Source organism: Variovorax sp. DAIF25, from assembly GCF_050711835.1.
In the GTDB taxonomy this organism is placed as follows: Bacteria; Pseudomonadota; Gammaproteobacteria; order Burkholderiales; family Burkholderiaceae_C; genus Variovorax.
The window spans coordinates 4,088,776-4,108,564 of record NZ_CP136636.1 but is presented as its reverse complement, the minus strand read 5'-3'; the positions used below and the strand labels follow the sequence as shown (position 1 = coordinate 4,108,564).

18 protein-coding genes are annotated in these 19,789 nt (G+C 70.4%); 9 read left to right on the top strand and 9 right to left on the bottom strand.

Features of this window, described 5'->3' with window-relative positions; genetic code table 11:
* Positions 1-25: 25 nt before the first annotated feature.
* The 7 genes from R0232_RS19040 to R0232_RS19010 all read right to left on the bottom strand — a co-directional run bounded on the left by R0232_RS19040 (position 26) and on the right by R0232_RS19010 (position 6,748).
* Positions 26-922 (bottom strand): 5'-methylthioadenosine/S-adenosylhomocysteine nucleosidase, encoded by an 897-nt coding sequence (locus R0232_RS19040; protein ID WP_281078000.1) that lies wholly within the window; start codon positions 920-922, stop codon positions 26-28.
* 143 nt (positions 923-1,065) lie between these two features.
* Entirely contained in the window at positions 1,066-2,067 is a 1,002-nt protein-coding gene (locus tag R0232_RS19035; RefSeq protein WP_057594817.1) for a BMP family protein, read from the bottom strand.
* A 128-nt stretch (positions 2,068-2,195) separates the two neighbouring features.
* Positions 2,196-2,825: a uracil phosphoribosyltransferase gene (gene upp, locus R0232_RS19030; protein ID WP_093342184.1), complete on the bottom strand. Its 630-nt coding sequence runs from the start codon at positions 2,823-2,825 to the stop codon at positions 2,196-2,198.
* Between the two features lie 58 nt (positions 2,826-2,883).
* Entirely contained in the window at positions 2,884-4,314 is a 1,431-nt protein-coding gene (locus R0232_RS19025) for a URC4/urg3 family protein (protein ID WP_431509071.1), read from the bottom strand.
* Positions 4,311-5,663: a GTP cyclohydrolase II gene (locus R0232_RS19020; protein ID WP_208511534.1), complete on the bottom strand. Its 1,353-nt coding sequence runs from the start codon at positions 5,661-5,663 to the stop codon at positions 4,311-4,313. Before R0232_RS19020 ends, R0232_RS19025 begins: the two co-directional genes overlap by 4 nt.
* A gap of 127 nt (positions 5,664-5,790) precedes the next feature.
* The gene (locus tag R0232_RS19015) at positions 5,791-6,273 is read right to left on the bottom strand and encodes a DUF6152 family protein (RefSeq protein WP_208511535.1); all 483 of its coding nucleotides are present in this window, start codon (positions 6,271-6,273) and stop codon (positions 5,791-5,793) included.
* Positions 6,274-6,316: 43 nt separating this feature from the next.
* The gene (locus R0232_RS19010) at positions 6,317-6,748 is read right to left on the bottom strand and encodes a hypothetical protein (RefSeq protein ID WP_093342478.1); all 432 of its coding nucleotides are present in this window, start codon (positions 6,746-6,748) and stop codon (positions 6,317-6,319) included.
* Positions 6,749-6,909: 161 nt separating this feature from the next.
* Here R0232_RS19010 and R0232_RS19005 point away from each other — a divergent pair, with 161 nt between their 5' ends.
* The 3 genes from R0232_RS19005 (at position 6,910) to R0232_RS18995 (ending at position 10,616) form a co-directional block, all read left to right on the top strand.
* Entirely contained in the window at positions 6,910-7,488 is a 579-nt protein-coding gene (locus R0232_RS19005) for a sigma-70 family RNA polymerase sigma factor (protein ID WP_431509070.1), read from the top strand.
* Positions 7,485-8,126 carry a DUF1109 domain-containing protein gene (locus R0232_RS19000; RefSeq protein ID WP_093342176.1) on the top strand — a complete coding sequence of 214 codons (642 nt, stop codon included), beginning with the start codon at positions 7,485-7,487 and terminating at the stop codon, positions 8,124-8,126. The genes R0232_RS19005 and R0232_RS19000 overlap by 4 nt, the downstream gene beginning before the upstream one ends.
* 147 nt (positions 8,127-8,273) lie before the next feature.
* Positions 8,274-10,616: a DUF6351 family protein gene (locus R0232_RS18995; protein WP_431509069.1), complete on the top strand. Its 2,343-nt coding sequence runs from the start codon at positions 8,274-8,276 to the stop codon at positions 10,614-10,616.
* A gap of 39 nt (positions 10,617-10,655) precedes the next feature.
* On the opposite strand, the gene R0232_RS18990 is transcribed toward R0232_RS18995, so the two are convergent.
* Together R0232_RS18990 and R0232_RS18985 are read right to left on the bottom strand one after the other, a co-directional pair.
* Complete coding sequence (locus tag R0232_RS18990; protein WP_431509068.1) at positions 10,656-11,363, bottom strand: Crp/Fnr family transcriptional regulator; 708 nt, start codon at positions 11,361-11,363, stop codon at positions 10,656-10,658.
* A gap of 23 nt (positions 11,364-11,386) precedes the next feature.
* Positions 11,387-12,901 carry a helicase HerA-like domain-containing protein gene (locus R0232_RS18985; protein ID WP_431509067.1) on the bottom strand — a complete coding sequence of 505 codons (1,515 nt, stop codon included), beginning with the start codon at positions 12,899-12,901 and terminating at the stop codon, positions 11,387-11,389.
* 101 nt (positions 12,902-13,002) lie between these two features.
* Here R0232_RS18985 and R0232_RS18980 point away from each other — a divergent pair, with 101 nt between their 5' ends.
* Genes R0232_RS18980 through R0232_RS18955 form a run of 6 tightly spaced genes read left to right on the top strand, consistent with a single transcriptional unit; the run spans position 13,003 to position 19,775 of the window.
* A complete protein-coding gene (locus tag R0232_RS18980) occupies positions 13,003-13,308 on the top strand; it encodes a phosphopantetheine-binding protein (protein WP_057596224.1) in 306 nt (101 codons plus the stop codon).
* Between the two features lie 5 nt (positions 13,309-13,313).
* Positions 13,314-13,964 carry a hypothetical protein gene (locus tag R0232_RS18975; RefSeq protein ID WP_208513674.1) on the top strand — a complete coding sequence of 217 codons (651 nt, stop codon included), beginning with the start codon at positions 13,314-13,316 and terminating at the stop codon, positions 13,962-13,964.
* Positions 13,965-14,010: 46 nt separating this feature from the next.
* Complete coding sequence (locus tag R0232_RS18970; protein WP_431509066.1) at positions 14,011-15,738, top strand: AMP-binding protein; 1,728 nt, start codon at positions 14,011-14,013, stop codon at positions 15,736-15,738.
* Complete coding sequence (locus R0232_RS18965) at positions 15,735-16,751, top strand: acyl-CoA synthetase (protein ID WP_093342166.1); 1,017 nt, start codon at positions 15,735-15,737, stop codon at positions 16,749-16,751. The genes R0232_RS18970 and R0232_RS18965 overlap by 4 nt, the downstream gene beginning before the upstream one ends.
* A complete protein-coding gene (locus tag R0232_RS18960) occupies positions 16,708-17,361 on the top strand; it encodes a LolA-related protein (protein ID WP_431509065.1) in 654 nt (217 codons plus the stop codon). The genes R0232_RS18965 and R0232_RS18960 overlap by 44 nt, the downstream gene beginning before the upstream one ends.
* Positions 17,358-19,775 (top strand): MMPL family transporter, encoded by a 2,418-nt coding sequence (locus R0232_RS18955; protein WP_431509064.1) that lies wholly within the window; start codon positions 17,358-17,360, stop codon positions 19,773-19,775. Before R0232_RS18960 ends, R0232_RS18955 begins: the two co-directional genes overlap by 4 nt.
* Positions 19,776-19,789: the final 14 nt, after the last annotated feature.

Here is a 19,789-nt window from a genome sequence, read left to right as displayed (position 1 = left end):
CGTCGGTCCAGCGGGGCAAGGAGTGTCACTTCCACGCAGCCAGGAACGCCAGCATGACCTTCGCGGAGTTGTCGGCCGCGATGTTCATGAAGGTGCCCATCTCGTTCTCGCCATCGCCGCCGCCGGCCAGGTCGCTGAGCGAGCGGAAGGCGATGTAGGGCACGCCGTTGCTGTAGGCCACCATGCCCACGGCCGCGGTCTCCATGTCGAGCACGTTGGCCTGGAAGGTCTTGAAGGTGTATTCGCGATAGGCCTTGTTGTCCATGAAGGCCTGGCCCGAGACGCCGTTGCCGCCCACCACGAGCTGGGGCTTGCGCGCCAGGCACTTGCCGGCGCTGCAGCTCGCGAGATCGACGTTGCGGATGCCGCGCGCCACCTCGAGCATCCTCGGGTCGGCCTCGAACCAGAACTTGCGCTCGATGCCGGGGCGCGCGGCCGAGCGCACCTCGACCGGGCGCGGGAACATCATGCCGAAGTTGGGCAGGGTGGCGTCGGTGATGAAGGGCGGGGCCGCGTACTTGCCGGGCGCGGTCTCGCGCGCCATCAGCACCTCGAGGTACTGGCCCCACTGGGCCGGCACCGTCACGTCGCCGACGTGCAGCGCGGGGTTCACGCCGCCCGCGATGCCGCTGAACACGATGTTCGTGACGCGGAAGCGGTTGAGCGCGAGCTGCGTGTTCATGGTCGCGTTGGTCATGCTGATGCCCGAGAGGAACAGCACGACCGGCTTGCCCTCGAGCGTGCCGGTGGTGAATTCGACGCCGTTCACGCCGTGCTTCGCCGCGCCCTGCAGGCGCGCGAGCAGCAGCTTGAGTTCGGGCTCGAAGGCCGAGATGACCGCGATGCGCGGCGTGTCGTCGAGCCGGGTGCCGCTGTTGATGCTGACGCCGGTGCCCTTGTAGACACCGACGCAGCCAGTCAGCGAAAGACCGAATACCGCGGCGGCAAGAACGCCCCTGATCGTTCGGGGAACACCGCGGAACCGGCTTTGCCGGGCCGCAGGTGTTGCCCCCTGCAAGGGGGGTGGAGAAGCGACACGAAGTGCGCGAAGCCTGGGGGTGTACCTCATTTCGCGGTGGACTTGGGTTGGCCGTCGTCCACCTTCACGGTGAACTTGCCGGCGAGGATGTCGGCCTGCTTGGCCTTGACCTTGGCGACGATCTCGGCCGGCACCTTCTTCTCGAAGGTGCCCAGCGGCGCGAGCTCGGAGCCCTTGTACTTCATCTGCGAATAGATGCCGTAGTCCTCGGCGGCGAACTTGCCTTCCTTCACCAGCTTGATCGCGCGGTCGGCCGAGGGCTCGAAGTTCCACAGCGCCGAAGCGACCACGGTGTCGGGGTACTGGGCCTGGGTGTCGATCACGTTGCCGATCGCGAGCTTGCCCTTTTCCTTGGCGGCATCCGAGACGCCGAAGCGCTCGGCGTACATGATGTCGGCGCCCTTGTCGATCATCGCGAAGGCCGCTTCCTTGGCCTTGGGCGGGTCGAACCAGCTGTTGATGAAGCTCACGCTGAACTCGACCTTGGGATTGGTCTCCTTGGCGCCGGCCATGAAGGCGTTCATCAGGCGGTTGACCTCGGGGATCGGGAAGCCGCCGACCATGCCGATGCGGTTGCTCTTGGTCATGCCGCCGGCGACCATGCCGCTGAGGTAGGCCGGTTCCTGGATGTAGTTGTCGAACACGCTGAAGTTGGGCGCCTGCGGCTTGAGCGAGGAGCCCATCAGGAAGGCGACCTTCGGGAAGTCCTTGGCGACCTTGCGCGCCGCGGCCTCGACGCCGAACACCTCGCCGAGGATCAACTGGTTGCCGCCGGTGGCGTATTCGCGCATCACGCGCTCGTAGTCGGCGTTGCTGACGTTCTCGGTGGCCTTGTACTCGATCTCGCCGCGCGCCTCGGCGGCCTTCAGCGCCTTGTGGATGCGGCCCACCCATTGCTGCTCGAAGGGGACGGTGTAGACCGCCGCCACCTTGAGCTTGGCCTGCGCGAGGGCGAGGCCGGGAAGGCCGGCCGCGAGGGCCGCGGCGATGGCGATGGAACGAACGATCAGGGGGCGGCGTGCTGTCACGGTGCTTCTCCTCGGGTGATGGATCTGGTGGAACTGGTGCGGGCTCGGATCGTCGCACCGCGCCCTGCGCGGGGCGGTGGACCGATGCTGCGAAGCAGGAACCGGGCCGCTTCTCTTCTTGTCTGCGTTTACTTGGTGCCGAAGATGCGGTCGCCGGCGTCTCCGAGGCCAGGGAGGATGTAGCCGTGGTCGTTCAGTTCGCGGTCGATCGCGGCGGTGTAGATCGGCACGTCGGGGTGCGCCTTCTGCATGGTCGCCACGCCCTCGGGGCAGGTCAGCAGGCAGACGAACTTGATCGACTTGGGATTGAGTTCCTTGAGCCGCTCGACCGCCGCCACCGCCGAGTTGCCGGTGGCCAGCATCGGGTCGACCACGATCACGTCGCGGCTGTCCATCTCGCCGGGCATCTTGAAGTAGTACTCGACCGCGGTCAGCGTCTTCGGGTCACGGTACAGGCCGATGTGGCCGACGCGCGCGCCGGGCACCACGGTGAGCATGCCGTCCAGGATGCCGGTGCCCGCGCGCAGGATCGACACCAGCACCAGCTTCTTGCCGTCGATGACCTTGGCCTGCATGGTCTCGAGCGGCGTCTCGACCTCGACGTCCTGCATCGGCATGTCGCGCGTGACCTCGTAGGCCATGAGCATGCTGATCTCGTTGAGGAGCCGGCGGAAGCTGTTGGTGGACGCGTCCTTGCGGCGCATCAGCGTGAGCTTGTGCTGGACGAGGGGGTGGTCGAGGAGGTGGACGTTGCTCATTGGAATTCTTCGATTCGTTCTGCGTTGGCGAAACCCGGAAGTCTAAGAGACTGGCGAGCTAGAACACGGTGCCGTCGCTCTCGATCTGCAGCGGTGGCGCACCGTCACGCAAGCGCTGTGCCAGTGCCCGGCCCGCGGCCCAGGTGCCGCCCTCGAGCACGCAGGCCAGCGGCAGCTGTTCCTCGGTGCGGCCGAGCACCTTGCGCACGCGCGGCGCCAGTTCGTCGAGCAGGGCCACGGTGAGCGCGCGCCATTCGACGATGAACTCGTCGCCGGCCTTCCAGCGCCGTTCGAGCAGCGCCGCGTCCTTGGGCACGATCACGCCGCTGTCGATCAGCAGGCCGCCGTTGCGGTACTCGGGCAGCGCGGTCAGGGCCTCGAGGTGGCGCACCTTCACGCCGGCCCACTCGAAGGGTTCGAGCAGCGAATAGGTCAGCCACTGCGACAGCTTGTGGAAGGGCATCCAGCCGTTGGTGAGGCCCGGGCCCGGCACCGCGCTGTGGCGCCAGCAGTCGCCGAGCGCCAGCGCGGGATCGCCCGAGCCGATGCCGCCAGGGTTGTCGCTGCCGTCGGCCGCGATGCTGTCGACCGCATTGGCCGAGGGCCAGATGCGCGACAGCGCATCGAGCAGCAGCGACAGGATCGCGTGCGCGCCGATCTCGGCGGTGGGCGGCGCGGCCGGGCCGAAGGGGCCGACGAGCGCGTCGAACAGGTTGCCGGGCCGGCCGTCCTCGCCGAACACCTCGGGCTGCTCGGCCAGCGCCTCGCCGAGCCGGCGCAGCAGCGTGGCGCGGCCCGCGAGGCCGACCAGCGGATTGACTTCGCTGACCTGGAAGGCGGCGCCTAGCCGGTCGCTGACGAGGCCGCGCAGGCCGGCGGCATCGGCCTGCAGCGGGCGCTCGGGGTCGGAGGAGAACAGGCCGCTGGTGAAGGCATGGAAGCTCGCCACGCCCAGGCCCTCGGAACGCGTGAAGCGCTCGCCGCTGGCCGGTTCGGTGTAGCGCCAGTCGGGGCCGGCGCCGGCGTCGAGCAGCACGCTGACCAGCACCAGGTCGATGTGGGCGCGCGCGCGCTGCCGCGCGTCGGCCTCGCCGAGCAGCTCGTCGAGCTGGGCCAGGCGGTCGACGCCGCCGGTCTCGAAGTGGCGCCAGCGGCTGTGGTACGGGATGGTGTCCCAGGGATAGCGCTCGCGCGTGACCTCGGCCACGGTGCGCGCGGCGTCCTCGAGGGCGTTGTCGTCGCCGATGCGGAACCAGCGCGATTCGCCTTGGCGCGCGCGCGCCAGCAGGCCGGCGGCGCGACGGCGCACTTCGGCGGTGCTGCGCAGCAGGCGCGCGGCGCCCGCGGGATGGCCGGCATCGACCGCGAACTCGGTCGCGGGATCGACCCGGCCCTCGTCGCCGGGCCGCAGGCTGCCCGAGCCGTCGACCGGCAGGTGGTTGCGGAAATCGTCGCTGCCGTTGTTGTTGTTGCTGCTGTTGCTCGTCATTCGTTCAGTCCTCGGCCCTTGGCCTTCTTGAGTTCCTCCGCGTCCGGCACCGGGCCCGGCGTGAAATAGCCGGCGGCCATCTTGGCGTCCATCTCGACGCGTGCGTCGGCGGGGATCAGTTCGTCCGGAATGTTCACGCGTTCGCCGATCTCGATGCCCGAGCCGACGATGGCGTCGAACTTCATGTTGCTCATCGACACCAGCCGATGGATCTTGCGGATGCCCAGCCAGTGGAAGACGTCGGGCATCAGCTCCTGGAAGCGCATGTCCTGCACGCCGGCCACGCATTCGGTGCGCGCGAAGTACTGGTCGGCGGTGTCGCCGCCGACTTGGCGCTTGCGCGCGTTGTAGACCAGGAACTTCGTGACCTCGCCGAGTGCGCGGCCCTCTTTGCGCGAGTAGGCGATGAGGCCGACGCCGCCGCGCTGCGCGCCCTGGATGCATTCCTCGATGGCGTGCGTGAGGTAGGGCCGGCAGGTGCAGATGTCGGAGCCGAACACGTCGGAGCCGTTGCACTCGTCGTGGATGCGCGCCGTGAGCTCGACCTCGGGATTGGCCAGGTCGCGCGGGTTGCCGAAGATGTAGAGCGTCTGCCCGCCGATCGGCGGCAGGAACACCTCGAGGTCGGAGCGCGTGACCAGCTCGGGGTACATGCCGCCGGTTTCCTCGAACAGCACGCGGCGCAGGTCGGTCTCGGAGCAGCCGAAGCGCCGCGCCACCTCGGGCAGGTACCAGACGGGCTCGATCGCGGCCTTGGTCACCATCGCGGCGCCGCCGGCCGTGAGGAAATGGCCGTCGGCCTTGAGGCGGCCGCTCTGCAGCGCCTCGATCACCTCGGGCAGGATCACGTGCGCCTTGGTGATGGCGATGGTCGGACGGATGTCGTAGCCGGCCGCGAGTTCGTTCTTGAAGGCATCGGCCACCAGCGCGCCCCAGGGGTCGAGCGAGACGATGCGCCCGGGCTCGCCCCACTGCGGATAGGGGCCGATGATGTCGGTGGGCGCGGTGTTCGTGAGGTCGGCCTTGTGCTCGCGCTTGAGCGCGCCCGCCGCCACCGCGAGCGCGCGGTAAACGCTGTACGAGCCGCTGTGCGTGCCGATGACGTTGCGGTGCGCGCGCTTGGTGGTGGTGCCGACGATCGGCCCGCGCTCGGTGGCGGTGGCCGCGCCCCAGCGGATCGGCAGCGCGCCGAAACCGCCGCTGTGCGAGGTCAGCCGGATGTGGCCGCTGGGCGTGGGGACGACGGTCTGGACCGGGAGCGTGGCGGCCGATGAAACCGGTGGCACCGGCACGGCGGGAGGAACGGGGGAGGCGGAGGACGAAGGGATCGCAGTGCTGTCGACGGACATGAATGGCCCTCAAAAAATGCAATGTACCGATCGACCGCATGGCTTGCAAGCCGGGGAACGACGGACAACGCCGCGTGCGCGGCACGGCGGAGGGCGCGAGAAGAAACGCGGGAAGAAGCTCAGGCCGTCACGCCGGTGAGGAGCGCAGCCCGTAGACCTTGCCGTCGACGAACAGGTACTCGGCGCGCAGCACCGCGTCGCCTTTCTCGCCGGTGAAGGTGAAGCCCAGCACGCCCAGTTGCGTGCCGGTCTTGATCTCTTCCACGCCCCAGGCCGACAGCCGCGTGAGCGGCGCGAGCTCGACCAGCCACTTGCGGTCGCGCCGCGTCGGCAACTGGGCCTTGGCGAGCAGCGCGGGGCCGTCGACCGAGGCGCTCTGCTTCGGCAGCGCGCGCTGCTTCAGGTCGGCCGGCAGCGCGGGTTTCTCGGGCAGCTCGAGTTCGAGCTCGCCATGCGGGTTGCGCCACATCACGCGGGTGGCGCGGCCCTCGAGGTAGAGCGGGCGCTCCTGGTCGAAGCTGCTCCAGCCATGGTGCGCGCGCGCCGGCAGCGCGAGGCCCAGGCCGAGGCCCAGCGAACTGGCAACGAAGGCGCGTCTTGGCAGCGGCATGGCGGTCTCCTCGGAGGAAGGGTGGGAGCGGGCCGGGGCCCGCTCAGGCATAGGCGATCCAGCGCCCGCAGATGATGACAGCGAGCCAGAAGGCCAGCGACAACAGGCACTGCAGCCGTCCGGTCTTTGCGGCAGGTCCGTCGAGCAGCGCGGAGCCGCCGCGCGCATGGAACAGCGCCGCGTTCGCGCCGGCCAGCGCGATCAGCAGCAGCTTGAGGCGGAAGGCCGGGTTGGCCAGCAGCTCGCCGGGCTGGCCCGCGAACATGGCCAGGCCGGTGGCGGCGCACAGGCCGAAGCCCGCCAGCGCGGGCGTCAGCGTGAGGCGCGCGAGCCGGGCCGCGGGCAGGTCGCGGCCCAGGCCCAGCGCGCGCAGCTCGAACACCAGCAGGCCGCCGAACAGCATCGCGATGCCGACGATGTGCACCGCCTCCAGCGCCGGGTAGGCCCAGGGATGCGAGACGAGTCCTTTGAACACCGGGGCGATGCCGGACGACATGGGCGCTCCTCGAGAGGGGTGGAACAGCTTAGTCCAGCGAGCGGCGGGGCAGGGCCAAGGCCCGCGGCCGCACGGGCCCTTGCGGCGGCGCGGCACAATCCGGCGGAACTTTTTCGACGAGGCTGTAACCAGCCGGTCCGATGGCACGAAACAACGAAGGCAGCAGGATGCACACGAGCGACGCCGAGGCGGCGCTGCGCAGCCTCTTCCTTCGCGGCCTCGACGGCGACGCGAAGGCGTACCGCGACTTCCTGCAGCGACTCAGCGCGCACCTGCGCGCTTTCCTGGGCCGGCGGCTGTTCGGCTGGCCCGATGATGTGGAAGACCTCGTCCAGGAATGCCTGCTCGCCATGCACAACCAGCGCCATACCTACCAGAGCGACCAGCCGTTGACGGCCTGGGTGCATGCGATCGCGCGCTACAAGATGATCGACCTGCTGCGCGCCAAGTCCTCGCGCGAGGCGCTGCAGGATCCGCTCGACGATGAGCAGGGCCTGTTCGCGGCCTCCGAGATCGAGGCCAGCGATGCGCGCCGCGACCTCGGCGGCCTGCTCGAAACCCTGCCCGAGCGCCAGCGCCTGCCGATCGTGCACGTGAAGATCGAGGGCCTGTCGGTGGCCGAGACCGCGAGCCTCACGGGCATGTCCGAATCGGCGGTCAAGGTGGGCATCCACCGCGGGCTCAAGGCGCTGGCCGCGCGCTTCGGGAGCGCCGCATGAAGACCGACGACCTGGTCGCCATGCTCGCCGCCGGCCCGGTGGCCGTGCCGCGCCAGGCGGCAAGCCGGCGGCTGGGGCTGGCGCTGGCCATCGGCGCGCCGCTGTCGCTGGCGATCCTGCTGGTCGAATACGGGCCGCGGCGCGACCTGCTGCAGGCCCTGTTCTGGCCGATGTTCTGGGTCAAGCTGCTGTTTCCGCTGGCGATCGCGGGCGCGGCCTTCGTGATGGCGCAGCGGCTCGCGCGTCCGGGCGTGCCGGTGCGTCGGGCCTGGATCGGTGCCGTGCTGCCGGTGCTGGCGGTCTGGGCGCTGGCCGTGGTGGCCTGGTTCGATACGCCGATGGAAGGGCGCATGCCCTCGCTGATGGGACAGTCGTGGCGCGTCTGCGCCATGAGCATCGCGGTGATGGCGCTGCCGGTGTTCGTCGGCGCCATGGCCGCACTGCGCAGCCTCGCGCCGACCCGGCCCGCGCTCGCGGGCGCGGCGGCCGGCGCGCTCGCCGGCGGCGTGGGCGCGGCCGTCTATGCGCTGCACTGCATGGAGCTCACGGCGCCGTTCCTCGCGGTCTGGTACGTGAGCGGGATCGCGGTGCCGGTGCTGGTGGGCGCCTTGCTGGGGCCGCGGCTGCTGCGCTGGTAGGGCTGGCGCGGGCAGCGCCTGCGAGCGCTCGTACGTCTCACTGGGACAAACCCTGTCCCGCGGCGAAATGTCGTTCGCTGAACAGTTCGAAAAGAGCGAAAGGATTGCAATCGCGTCGCGTTTCTCTCACAACAACAGGAGACATCGATGCGAGACATCCTCAGAACGGGACTGCGGGTCCTGGGCCTGTGCGCGGTCGTCACCCTCGCGAGCTGCGGCGGCAGCGGTGGCGGCGGCGTGGCACTGCCGATTCTTCCGCCCTCCGGCTCGCAGCCGGAATCGCCACCGCCGGTGGCGACGGGCGAACTCAAGATCAGGACGCTGTCGAACCGCGCCGACATGATCAGCGACGGCGATGCCTACGTCGAGATCGTGCTGCCCGAGGGCAAGAGCGCGCTCGACCTCGCGGTGGACCTCGACGGCAAGGACATCTCCTCCGCCTTTGCGCTGCGCGCCAACGGCCGCGTGCTCGGCACCGTGACCGGGCTGCGCGTGGGCAGCAACATGCTCACCGCCACGCTCAAGTCGACGAAGACGGGCGCGAAGCTCGCGATCGAGAACTTCGCCCGCGGCGGCAACATCTTCGCGGGCACGCCGGTGCAGCCGTGGATCTGCGCCACGAAGGCCGGCTCGGTCACGACCGTCACGGTGCCCGGCACCGGCCTCTCGGCCACCGCGACCACGCAGGTGAGCGGGCTCGACGCCGACCCGGTCGACGCCGACTGCAACGCGCCCACCATCTACACCTACTACTACCAGCCCAAGGCCAAGGAGGGCACCGACTGCGGCCAGCAGCCCTTCGGTCCCTACGCCTGCTTCCTGCAGTACGACCCGGCCAAGCGCCCGAAGGACGCCGAGATCGCGAACTTCACGACCGACCGCGGCGACACCGTGAAGGCGCTGCTGCGCGTGGAGCTGGGCACGATGGGCCGCAGCGAATACCAGGTGGCGGTGTACTTCGACCCCGCCAAGCCGTGGACGCCGTGGGAGCCGCAGAAGGGCTGGAACGGCAAGGTGCTCTGGAAGATGGGCGCCTCGGCCTCGGGCAACCGCTTCCAGCAGAACCCGGGCACGGCGCTGTTCGACGACAACGCGTTGCGCGCCGGCTTCATGACGGTCAATTCGCAGCTCACCAACCACAACGACAACAACAACGAGTTCCTCGCGACCGAGAACATCATGATGGTCAAGGAACACATCATCGACACCTATGGCGAGATCCGCTACACCATGTCCGACGGCGGCTCGGGCGGCTCGATGATGCAGACCGTGCCGGCCTCGGTGATGCCCGGCCTGCTCGACGGCCTGCAGACCGGCTACAGCTACCCCGACGCGGTGACGACCTGGATCGAGACGCGCGACTGCGGCAACCTCTGGCGCTACTACGGCACCGGCCCGGGTGCCGGCCTGTCGCCGGCGGCGCGCGCGGCCATCGAAGGCCATCCGACGGCCGCGTATTGCACGCAATGGGTCTATTCGTTCCTTGCGCCGCAGAACCCGGTGCAGGCCACCAACTGCGGACTCGGCTTTCCGGCGGCACTGGTGTACGACCCGGCGCTGCGGCCCAACGGCGTGCGCTGCACGATCCACGACGTGATGACCGCGATCCTCGGCACCACCGAGCTCAACGGCAACACCGTGCCGAACCTGCCCTACGACAACGCGGGCGTGCAGTACGGGCTCAAGGCCCTGCGCTCCGGCGCCATCACGCCCGAGGAGTTCGTCGCGCTCAACGAAGGCATCGGCAGCTGGGACGCGGACATGATCTGGTCGGGCGACAAGGCCGTCATTCCCGCGGCGCGTGCCCGGATGCAGACCAGCGCGATGACCGCGCTCTACCGCAGCGGCCTCGTCAGCTACGCGAAGAACCTCGCGAAGGTGCCGGTCATCGACCTGCGGCCCGAGCTCGGCGCCGACATCCACATGGCCTGGCGCACTTACCAGCAACGCGCGCGCCTGGACGCGGGCAACGGCGGGCACGACAACCACGTGGTGCTGGCGAGCGCGGCCGGCACCGGCGTCGCGCTGACCCGGCAGGCCTTCCTGATGATGGACCGCTGGCTCAGCGCCATGGAGGCCGACAGGTCCGCCGACACGAAGGAGAAGAAGGTCGTGAAGAACAAGCCCTCGGACGCGGTCGACCAGTGCATCGCGACCGCGGGCATGACCACTGCCGAGCTGGTCGACATCGGCTTCGGCAGCGCCGCCTGCCCGGTCAAGCCCTACGAGTCGGTGCGCATCGTGTCTGGCGGACCCTTGTCGGAGGACGTGTTCAAGTGCCAGCTGAAGCCGATCGACTTCGCATCGGCCGATTACGCCGGCGCGGTCTTCACGGGCGGCCAGCAGGTGCGGCTGCAGGCGACCTTCCCCGATGGCGTGTGCGACTGGAGCAAGCCGGGCGTGGGGCAGGTGCCGTGGACGCCGACCACCTTCCGCGGCGGCCCGGGCGGGCAGGACCTGCCGGCCGCGCCGGTGTCGACGCCGCTCTGAACGGTCGACGCGCCGCGACGCCCGCCGCGCGCGGGCGTTTCAGCCCGGCTGGTTGGTCGGATAGCGCGACAGGCGCTGCCGGTCGAGCACGTTGATGTAGCCGTAACCGGTCTTGATGAGCTGCGCGGCCTCGAGCTCGTGCAGCGCCACGTTCACGCGCTGGCGCGACACGCCGACCATCCAGCCGATTTCCTCCTGGCTGATCTGCAGGGTGGCGTCGGTGTTGGGATAGAGCACCGGATGGAACAGGCTCGCGATGCCGCGCGCGACGCGGCCCGTGGGTTCGAGCAGGCGGTCGAACTTGACCGTGGCGATGAACTGGCTGAGCCGCTCGTTCAGGTGCGACAGCATGAAGTGGTTGAACGGCACGCTCCTGTCGAGCAGCCAGGCGAAGGTGTCGCGCGGCAGGTGCAGGGTGACGGTGGGGCGGGTGGCGGCGATCTCGTACTTGCGCTGCTCGACCTTCAGCAGCGAGCCTTCGCCGATCCAGCCGCCCGCGGCCACGCCCGTGAACATCACGGGCTTCCCGTCGGCCGAGGTGTCCTGCACGCGCAGGAAGCCCTCGATCACGCCGATCCAGCTGTCGGCGATCTCGTTGCGCTGGCAGACGAATTCGCCCTGGCCGTGCTCGCGCGTGTAGAGCGTCTTGTAGGCGGTCTCGCGTTCGCATTGGGTGAGCACGCGCGGCCAGATGCAGCGCTCCCAGAATGCCGCGATGTCCCTGGCCGGTGTCTTGCCCGAGGACATGGAGGTGCCGTCGGCGCCGCGGCTCAGCGCTTCTTCGAGCCGAAGATGCCGCCGAGCACGCCGCGCAGGATCTCCTTGCCGACCGAGGTGCCCATGGTGCGCACCGCCGACTTGGCCATGGTCTGCACCAGGCCGTCGTGCTTGGCGCCGCGCGGGCCGGTGTGGCCGAACAGCAGGTCGTTGAGCATGCCGCCGGCGCCCGAGCCTTCCTCGGCCGGCTTGCCGGGCGCCGCCTTGCCCGCGGCAGGGGCCCCGGGCGCGGTCTCGGCGCGGCCCTTGAGCTTCTCGTAGGCCGATTCGCGGTCGACCGCCTTCTCGTAGACGCCCGCCACCAGCGAGTTGGCCAGCAGCGCCAGGCGCTGCGCGGCGGTGATCGGGCCGATCTGGCTGCCGGGCGGCAGCACGTAGACGCGCTCGGTCACGCTGGGGCGGCCCTTCTCGTCGAGGAAGCTCACGAGCGCCTCACCGACCGCGAGCTCGGTGATGGCCTTCTCGATGTCGAGTCCGGGCTTCTGCCGCATGGTGGTGGCCGTGGCCTTCACCGCCTTCTGGTCGCGCGGCGTGAAGGCGCGCAGCGCATGCTGCACGCGGTTGCCGAGCTGGGCCAGCACCGAATCGGGAATGTCGAGCGGGTTCTGGGTCACGAAATACACGCCGACGCCCTTGGAGCGCACCAGACGCACCACCAGCTCGATGCGCTCGACCAGCGCCTTGGGCGCCTCGTTGAACAGCAGGTGGGCCTCGTCGAAGAAGAAGGCCAGCTTGGGCTGGTCGGGGTCGCCGATCTCGGGCAGCTGCTCGAACAGCTCCGACAGCATCCACAGCAGGAAGGTGGCATAGAGGCGCGGCGAGTTCATGAGCTTGTCGGCCGCGAGGATGTTGATCACGCCCTTGCCGCCCACGGTCTGCATGAAGTCGGCGATGTTGAGCATCGGCTCGCCGAAGAACTTGTCGCCGCCCTGGGTCTCGATCTGCAGCAGGCCGCGCTGGATCGCGCCCACGCTGGCGGCGCTGATGTTGCCGTACTCGGTGGTGAACTGGCTCGCGTTCTCGCCCACGTGCTGCAGCATGGCGCGCAGGTCCTTGAGGTCGAGCAGCAGCAGGCCGTTGTCGTCGGCGATCTTGAACACCAGGTTCAGCACGCCGGACTGGGTTTCGTTCAGGTCGAGCATGCGGCCCAGCAGCAGCGGGCCCATGTCGGAGATGGTGGCGCGCACCGGATGGCCTTGCTCGCCGAACACGTCCCACAGCGTGACGGGGCAGCCCAGCGGCTCGGGCAGGTCGATGCCGCGCTCCTTGAGCGTGGCGGCCATCTTCTCGCCGATGGCGCCTTTCTGGCTGATCCCGGTCAGGTCGCCCTTGACGTCGGCCATGAACACCGGCACGCCGATGGCCGACAGCTTTTCGGCCATGGTCTGCAGCGTGACCGTCTTGCCGGTGCCGGTGGCGCCGGTGATGAGGCCGTGGCGGTTGGCGAGGGCAGGGAGGAGGGCGCATTCCACGCTCTCGTGGCGGGCGATCAGAAGAGGGTCGGCCATGGACGGTTCCGGGTCGTGTCGAGGCGGCCAGTCTAATCAAGCTGCCCTCCTATAATCCACGGCCCACGCGCCCTTGCGGCAAAAGTTTCTGGAGGTTTTTCTTGTCTTCGACTGCTCAGCCCCCCATTCCCGCCGATGGCGATGCCGAACAGTCGCCGATCGAGCAGGAATTGGCCGTGCTGCTGGTGAACGCCCTCAACCTCGAGGTGGCGCCAGCCGACATCGTCCCGACCGAACCGCTGTACGGCGAAGGCCTCGGCCTCGATTCGATCGACATCCTCGAGGTCGCGCTCGAGGTCTCGCGCCGCTATGGCTTCCAGCTGCGTTCGGACGACGAACGCAACCAGCAGATCTTCCAGTCGTTGCGCACGCTCGCGGCCCACGTCGCCCAGAACCGCGCGGCCTGAACCCCATGTCACGATGGCGCCTGGCGCTCCTGCTGCTGGTGGGGGTGGCCTATGCCGGTGCTTCCCACTGGATGATGCTGTTCCACGCCACCGAGCCGTGGGCGGTGGTCGTGCTGCTCGGGCCGCTGTGGCTCGCCGCCATGGGCTTCGCCGCCAGCCGCTTCGGCCGCTGGGGCTTCGCCGCGGTGGTCGTGCTGGGCCTGGCCGGCTTCGCGCTGGTGCTCAGCGGCGAAGCGGGCGACACCAACCGGCTCTACGTGTTCCAGCACGTGGCCATCAATGCCTTGCTCTGCGGCTGGTTCGGATCCACGCTGCGCGGCGACAGCGTGCCGCTGATCACCCAGTTCGCGCAGCGCGTGCATCCGCTGCGCGGCGCGATGCGCGCCTACACCACGCAGCTCACGCGCATCTGGACCGGCTATTTCGCGCTGGTGGTGCTGTCGTCGATCGTGGTCTACCTCACGCTGTCGTTCTCGGCCTGGTCGCTGCTGGCCAACGTGCTGACGCCCGCCAGCGTGGCGCTGCTGTTCGTCGGCGAACACCTGCTGCGCTACCGGCTGCACCCCGAGTTCGAGCGCACCCGCATGGTCGATGCGGTGCGCGCCTTCTACGGCAGTTCGTCGGCCGACAGCAGCGCCGGCGGCGGCCCGCGCTGAGCCTCGCCGGCCCGGCGGACCGACACGAGAGAGGAAAAGGCACCGCGTGACACCGAATCCTGGCCTGCTGCCGCTGCTCGCCGAGCGCGATCCCGATGCGCCGCTCGCCTGGCGCGCCGGCGTGCCGCTGAGCACGCGCCAATTCCTGGCCGACGTGGCCCGCCTCGCGCCGCGGCTGCCCGCGCAGGGCGCCGCGGTCAATCTCTGTTCCGACCGCTACGACTTCATCGTCGGCATGGCCGCGGCCCTGGTGCGCGGCCATGCCAGCCTGCTGCCGCCCGACGCGCGCGCCGACACGCTGTCGCGGCTGCGCGAATCGCATGGCGACGGCCTGTTCGCGCTGGTCGACGACCCGGCGCTGCAGACGCCCGGCATGGCGCGCCTGGTGATCGAGAAGGCGGCCGGCCCAGCGCCGAGCGATGCCGGCGGTGCTGCCGACACGGCGGCCGTGCCCATGATCGACGCCGAACGCCACGCGGCCAGCCTGCTGACCTCGGGCTCCACCGGCGCGCCCCAGCCGCATGCCAAGACCTGGCGCACGCTCACGGGCGACGTGGCGGTCGCGGTGGAGCGCCTGTGCCGCGTGCTCGATCTTCCTTCGCTCGCGGGCCTGACGCTGGTCGCCACGGTGCCGGTGCAGCACAGCTACGGGCTCGAATCCTCGGTGCTGCTGGCGATGCTCGGCGGCGCCGCCTTCGACAGCGGCCGGCCCTTCTTCCCGGCTGACGTGGCACAGGCACTGGCCTCGGTGCCGCGGCCGCGCGCGCTGGTGACCACGCCGTTCCACCTCAAGACGCTGTTGCTGTCGGGTATCGCGCTGCCAGAGGTCGACCTGATCCTCTCGGCCACCGCGCCGCTGTCGCCGCAGCTTGCCGCCCAGGCCGAGCAGGCGCTGCACGGCGTGCTGCTCGAGATCTACGGCAGCACCGAATCGGGCCAGGTCGCGATGCGCCGCACCACCGAGACCGAGGTCTGGGAGACCTTCGGCGAGATCCGCGTGCATGCCGAGCCGGGTGGCGAGGACGGCAACGAGCGCTTCATCTTCAGCGGCGACTTCCTGCCCGAGCCGACGCCGATGGCCGACGTGCTCGAGCTGCTCGACGAACGCCGCTTCCGCCTGTTCGGCCGCGCCAACGACCTGATCCACGTGGCCGGCCGGCGCAGCTCGCTGGCTCATCTCAACTACCACCTCAACAGCATCCCCGGCGTGGACGACGGCGCCTTCTGGCTGCCCGACGAGGTGGCCGACGGCGTGGTGCGGCCGATCGCCTTCGTGGTGGCGCCCGAGCTCACGGCGGCGGCCATCGTTGCTGCGCTGCGGCAACGGCTCGAGCCGGTCTTCGTGCCGCGGCGCGTGGTGCATGTGAAGAATTTTCCGCGCGAGGGCACGGGCAAGCTCACGGTGCGCGCGCTGCGCGAGTTCGCGCTGGCGCAACTGGCCGAGGACGGCACGCCGGTGCGGCTTGTGCACACGGTGCCGGTCGACCATCCCGCGTTCGCCGGCCACTTTCCCGGCCAGCCGCTGCTGCCGGGCGCGCTGGTGCTGGCCGAGGTGCAGGAGGCGATCCGCCGCGTGCCGGCGCTGCTGGCCCGGCTCGGCGCCCATCCCACACTGGCCGCGGCCAAGTTCCTGGCGCCGGTGCGTCCGGGCGCCGCGCTGGCGATCGAGCTGAACCCCGAGGCCAGCGGCGGTGGTGTGCGCTTCGACGTGCGCTGCGACGGCGTGGTGGCTGTCACCGGCCGCTGGACCCCCGTGGCAGAGTCGCCGCGATGAAGCACACGGAGGCCGAGACCCGCGCGGTGAACGCCGCGGCCCGGACGGAGGCCGAGGCAGCCGACTGGACCCGCGCCCCCGAGCGCAGCAACATGCTCGCGCTGCGCTTCATCTGCTTCATGGCGATCTTCTTCGGCCGGCGCATCACGCGTCTGCTGCTGCCGCCGATCGCGCTGTACTTCCTCTTGTTCGCGCCCACGCCGCGGCGCCACATCAAGCGCTACCTGTTCCGTGCCATCGGCCCGCAGGCCGGCTGGGTCGACGGCTTCAAGCTGCTCCATGCCTTCGCCTCGACGGTGCTCGACCGGGTGTATTTCCTGCGCGGTCGCATGGACCTGTTCGACTTCCGCATGGACGGCCAGGTCGAGCTCGAGAACGCGGCGGGCGAGGGGCGCGGTGCCTTCCTGCTCGGCGCGCACGTGGGCAGCTTCGAGGCCATGGGCGCCTGCAAGCGCCAGCAGCCCGACCAGGCGCGCATGCGCCTCGCGATGCTGATGTACCCCGACAACGCGCAGCGCATCACCGCCATCCTCAACGCGATCAGCCTGCCCGAGGCGCGGCCGCACGTGATCGCGCTGGGCCGGCCGCACTCGATGCTCGCGCTGCGCGACTGGCTCGACGGCGGTGGCATGGGCGGCATGCTGGCCGACCGCACGCTGCCCGGCAGCGAGGACCAGCCGGCGCAGCAGCGCGGCAACAACATCGTGCTGCCGTTCCTGGGCCGGCCCGCCAGCTTCAACGACGGGCCGTTCCGGCTCGCGGCGCTGTTGCGGCGGCCGGTGTTCTTCATGGCCGGGGTCTACCACGGCGGTGCGCGCTACGATGTCCGCTTCGAACGCCTGGCCGACTTCGGCCAGCGCCCGGCCGATGCCGCCGAGCGCGAACGGCTGATCCGCGCCGCGGTCGAAGCCTATGTGGCGCGCCTGGAGGCGCTGTGCCGCGCCTACCCCTACAACTGGTTCAATTTCCATGATTTCTGGCTCGAAGATGCAGATGCGCCCGCGGCGGCTTGAACGGTTCATCCAGGCCCTGCTGCTCGTGCTGGCCTTCGGCGCCGCGCCGGCCTGGGCCTTCGACCTCAACGAACTGATGGGCCTGCTGGCCAAGCAGAAGAGCGGCGAGGCCCGCTTCACCGAGCAGCGCTTCGTGCACGGCCTCGAAGGCCCGCTCGATGCGCGTGGCACCTTGAGCTTCGATGCGCCCGACAAGCTGGTGCGCCGCACGCTGTCGCCGCGCGTCGAGACCATGGCGGTGGAGGGCAACACGCTGACCCTGTCGCGCGGCGGCCGCAACCGCACGCTCGCGCTCGACAGCATGCCCGAGCTGCTGGGCCTGGTCGAAGCCATGCGCGGCACGCTCAGCGGCGACGGCACCACGCTGCAGCGCTACTTCCGCAGCACCGTGACCGGTTCGGCCAGCCAGTGGGCGCTCGACCTCACGCCGATCGACAGCCGGCTCGCGGCCCAGGTGCGCAGCATGCGCATCAGCGGGCGCGCGAGCGACGTGCTCGGGCTCGAGATGGAGTTCGTCGGCGGCGACCGCTCGGTGATGAACATCGTGCCCGACCGTCCCGCGGCTGCCCCCGCACCGGCGGCGGCGCCGGCCGGGCGCGGCACGCCGTGAGCGCGACCGCGCCGCAGGGGCCGCCGAGCTGGCAGCGCCGCGCGGTCGTGCTGCTGGTCTGGGTGGCGCTGCTGCTGGCCGGCGTGTTCGAGATCTCGCGCACCCACTTCAACGCCGACCTGTCGGCCTTCCTGCCCAAGAGCCCGGATGCGCGCCAGCGCGTGCTGATCGAGCAGCTGCAAAGCGGCGTGGCCTCGCGCACCCTGATGCTGGGCCTCGAGGGCGGCACGCCCGAGGCGCGCGCGCAGGTGTCGCGCGCGATGGCGAAGAGCATGCGCGAGAGCCAGCTGTTCGACCTGATCCAGAACGGCGACACCGGCGACTGGACCGAGGCCGGCACCTGGGTGTTCCAGCACCGCTACCAGCTCTCGCCGGGCGTGGCGCCCGAGCGCTTCACGGTCGAGGGCTTGCGCGACGCGATCAACGAGACGCTGTCGATGCTCGGCACGCCGGCCGGCAACGTGATCAAGCCCTTCCTCGACCGCGACCCCACGGGCGAGACCACGCGCATCGCCGAGGAGCTGGTGCCGGCCAGCGCGCCGCGCAGCGAAGGCGGCGTGTGGATGTCGCGCACCGCGCCGCGCGCGCTGATGATCCTGACCACGCGCGCCGCCGGCAGCGACCTCGACGCGCAGGCGGTGGCGATCGCGCGCGTGCATGCGGCCCACGAGGCGGCCACGCGCGATCTGGGCGAAGCCAAGCCGCAGCTGCTGCTGACCGGTCCGCCGGTGTTCTCCGTGCTCAGCCGCGACAAGATCAAGACCGAGGCGATTCATCTCGCGATCGTCGGCGGCATCGTCATGGGCGGGCTGCTGCTGCTGGCCTTCGCCTCGCCGCGCGCGCTGGTGATCGCCTTCCTGCCGGTGGCCACCGGTGTGGTGATCGGCACCGCGGCGGTCAGCTGGGTCTTCGGCTCGGTGCACGGGCTCACGCTGGGCTTCGGCAGCACGCTGATCGGCGAGACCGTCGACTACGCCATCTACTACCTGATCCAGGCGCGCGGCGCGGCCGTGCCCGGCACCGGCTGGCAGCGCTGGCGCACGGTGCACTGGCCCACGGTGCGCATCGGGCTGCTGACCTCGGTCTGCGGCTTCGCGGCGCTGGTGTTCTCGGGCTTCCCGGGCCTGGCCCAGCTCGGCGTGTTCTCGATCGCCGGCCTGGTCGCGGCCGCGGTCGCCACCCGCTACGCGCTGCCGATGCTCGCGCCCGACGGCGCCACCGGCATGGGCATGCGGCGCCAGATGGCGAGCTTCGCAGGCCTGCTGGTGCGCAACCTGCCGCGCCTGCGCTGGCCGCTGGCGGCGCTGGGCGTGGCCGCGGTGGCGCTGGTGCTGTGGCAGGGCGGCCACCTGTGGCGCGCCGACCTCAGCGCGATGAGCCCGGTGCCGCGCGCGCAGCAGCAGCTCGACGAGATGCTGCGCAACGACATCGGCACCAGCGACGGCGGCATCATCGTGATGGCCAACGGCGCCGATGCCCAGGCGGCGCTGCGCAACAACGAGGCCGCGAGCGCGAAGCTCGGCGCGCTGGTCGACCGCGGCGAACTCGGCGGCTTCGAGACCGTGACGCGCGTGCTGCCGAGCATCGCGGCCCAGCAGGCGCGCCTGGCGAGCCTGCCCGATGCCGACACGCTGCGCACCCGCCTGGCCGAGGCCACGCAGGGCCTGCCGCTGCCGGCCAGCCGGCTCGCGCCCTTCATCGCCGACGTCGAGGCCGCGCGCCAGCTCAAGCCGGTGCAGCTCGACGAACTCCGCGAAGGCCCGCTGCGCGCGGTGGTCAGCTCGCTGATGTACGAGCGCCCGGGCGGCGGCTGGTCGACGCTGATCGCGCTGCATCCGGGGCCGAAGTTCGAGCAGGCGAAGCTCGAGGCCGCGCTCGCCGGCGTGCCCGAGGTGCAGGTGGTCGACGTGGGCCGCGAGCTCGGCAGCCTCTACCAGCGCTACCTGCACGAGGCCTTCGTGCAGGTGCTGCTGGGCGCGCTGGCGGTGGTCGTGCTGCTGGGCATCTACCTGCGCTCGGGCCGGCGCCTGCTGGCGGTGTGCCAGCCGCTGCTGTTCGCCGTGATGCTCACGCTCGGCGGCATGGCCGTGATGCAGGCCGCGCTCGGCATCCTGCACCTGGTGGGGCTGCTGCTGATCGTGGCGGTGGGCTCGAACTACGCGCTGTTCTTCGACCAGCTGCGCACGACGGGCCGGGCCGATGAGGACACGCTGGCCTCGCTGATGCTCGCCAACCTGACGACCGTGGTCTCCTTCGGCCTGATCGCGATCTCCGACATTCCCGCGCTGTCGTCGATCGGCCGCGTGGTGGCGCCGGGCGCGCTGCTGGCGTTGCTGCTGTCGGCCGCCTTCGCGCGCCGCGTGACGCCACCCGCGGGCGAGGCGGGGTCTTCGGACGGCGGCGCGCGCGGCTGACGCACAATCCCGCG